The following is a 1840-nucleotide window of genomic DNA, read 5'->3' as shown; positions in this document are numbered from 1 at the left end:
ATCGAGGCCCTCGACATCGCCGTGGTCGAACAGACCATCGCCAAGCTGGCCTCCGATCCGCAGCTGAAGCTGGCGGCCAATATCTCCGGCCGCACCATCACCAGCCCGGCCTTCGTCCAGGCGGTCAAGACCATGCTGGCCGGGACTCCCGAGGCCTGCGGCCGGCTGCTATTCGAGATCACCGAGAGCGCGGCCATCGACGACCTGGCCGTCGCCGACCGCCACCTGAAGGCCCTGCGCTCCGAAGGCTGCATGATCTGCCTCGACGACTTCGGCGCCGGGGCTGCCTCCCTGGCCTATCTGCAGCAGCTGACCCTGGACATCGTCAAGATCGACGGCCGCTACATCCGCGAGCTGCAGCATGGCGGCCGCGAGAGCACCTTCATCCGCCACCTGGTGACCATGTGCTCGGAGCTGGGGGTCAAGACCCTGGCCGAGATGGTGGAGAACGCCAACGCCGAGGAGGCCGTGCGCCGGGCCGGGGTCGACTTCGCCCAGGGCTGGTTCTACGGCGCGCCCGCCGACACGCCGGAGCAGCCGACCGGCGCCGCCGTCGACACCCTGGCCCACGTGAAGCCCGCCGCGCGGCGGATGGGATCGGTGGAGGGCTGGGGGTAAGGGCTTTCAGCCCCCCCGGCGCGCTCGGGCGCTCACGCCTCGGCGAGGATCACCCTTGAAGCGAGCCGCCGCCGCGTCGATTCTCGATTGCTTGCGATCGGGCGGCCGGAGCAGTACGAGAATCTCAGGGAGGGCCGAGGATGAAGCGCGTTGGTCGTTATATCCTTGAGACTGGGCTGATTGCGGCAGTCGTTCTGATAAGCATCCTGGGCTTCTGGAACATATATTTCGGGGCCGATGCTGATGCGCAGCCCCATCACCATCTTCATATCGCGACAGCTTTTACCTGGATGGGCCTGCTGCTGACCCAGCTAACCCTGATTGCAAGGGGCAGCTACGAGACGCACAGGAAAGTGGGACTGGCTGTGCTGGTTGCTGGTCCGGTGCTGGTGGCCACGACGGCCATGCTGTCGGTCCATTCAGCCCACCGGGGCGTAGTCTCAGGGGAAGGAGACTTCCTGATCGTTCAGAACGTAATGGTAACGCTCGAATTGGGCCTGCTCATCTTTCTGGCTTTCCTGCTGAAAAGCCGCAGGAAACTGCATGGCTCCCTGCTCCTGAGCACAACTATTCTGTTCATGGGCATCGCACTGTTCTTCGCCATGATCAGCTTTGTGCCCCAGTTCAGGATCGAAGGTCCCGAGACATTTTATCGGTTCCAGATGGCCGCCACTACCGGACAGGTCATATGTCTTGCCGTGGGATTTCTATTTTTCATAAGGGATCCGAGAAACGGATGGCCCTTCTTGGTCGCGGGCTTCTGTTTCTTCTTAAACGAGGCGATCCGATCACTGTTGATGAGGTTCGGCCTGATCGATCCGCTGACTGAAATCGTTGGATCGATGAGCCAGCCACTTACGTTTGTCACAAGTCTTGCGCTTCTGTTTTCGCTCCTAGCTGCGACCGCATTGCCGGCCGCGCGACAACCTCGGGCAGTCCGATCGGGGCCGTAAGGCCAGCTGCGGACGTGGAGCCCAGGCGATGAACTGGCGCGGCGTCGCGGCCGCCTAGCTAGACCCGCGCCACCCACTCGCCCAGGTTCCGCTCCAGCACGGTCAGCGGCATGGAGCCCGAGAGCAGGGCCGCGTCGTGCCAGGCCTTCAGGTCGAACTTCGGGCCCAGCTTGGCCTTGGCCTCCTCGCGCAGGCGGGCCCAGACGGTGTGGCCGACCTTGTAGCTGGTGGCCTGGCCCGGCGAGCAGCAGTAGCGGTCGATCTCGCGC

Annotated in this window: 3 protein-coding genes; 2 read left to right on the top strand and 1 reads right to left on the bottom strand. The window is 63.9% G+C overall.

Translation table 11 applies throughout. The features are described from left to right. Nucleotides 1–618: EAL domain-containing protein (locus V6M52_RS02200; RefSeq protein WP_332698979.1), on the top strand; the 618-nt coding region annotated here is incomplete at its 5' end. Between the two features lie 140 nt (nt 619–758). Further along, nucleotides 759–1571: a hypothetical protein gene (locus V6M52_RS02195; protein WP_332698976.1), complete on the top strand. Its 813-nt coding sequence runs from the start codon at nt 759–761 to the stop codon at nt 1569–1571. Between the two features lie 58 nt (nt 1572–1629). Here the strand turns inward: V6M52_RS02195 and V6M52_RS02190 are convergent. Beyond that, a partial coding sequence (locus V6M52_RS02190; RefSeq protein ID WP_332698973.1) for a DUF885 family protein occupies nt 1630–1840 on the bottom strand: 211 nt, incomplete at its 5' end.

This window comes from Devosia sp. (assembly GCF_036676215.1).
GTDB lineage: Bacteria > Pseudomonadota > Alphaproteobacteria > Rhizobiales > Devosiaceae > Devosia.
Note: the sequence above shows the minus strand (reverse complement) of the source record. Positions and strands in the feature narration are given on the sequence as shown.

Excerpts from the sequence above, each read along its gene's own strand:
- V6M52_RS02195 (WP_332698976.1), top strand. The coding sequence starts at position 759 with ATGAAGCGCGTTGGTCGTTATATCCTTGAGACTGGGCTGATTGCGGCA.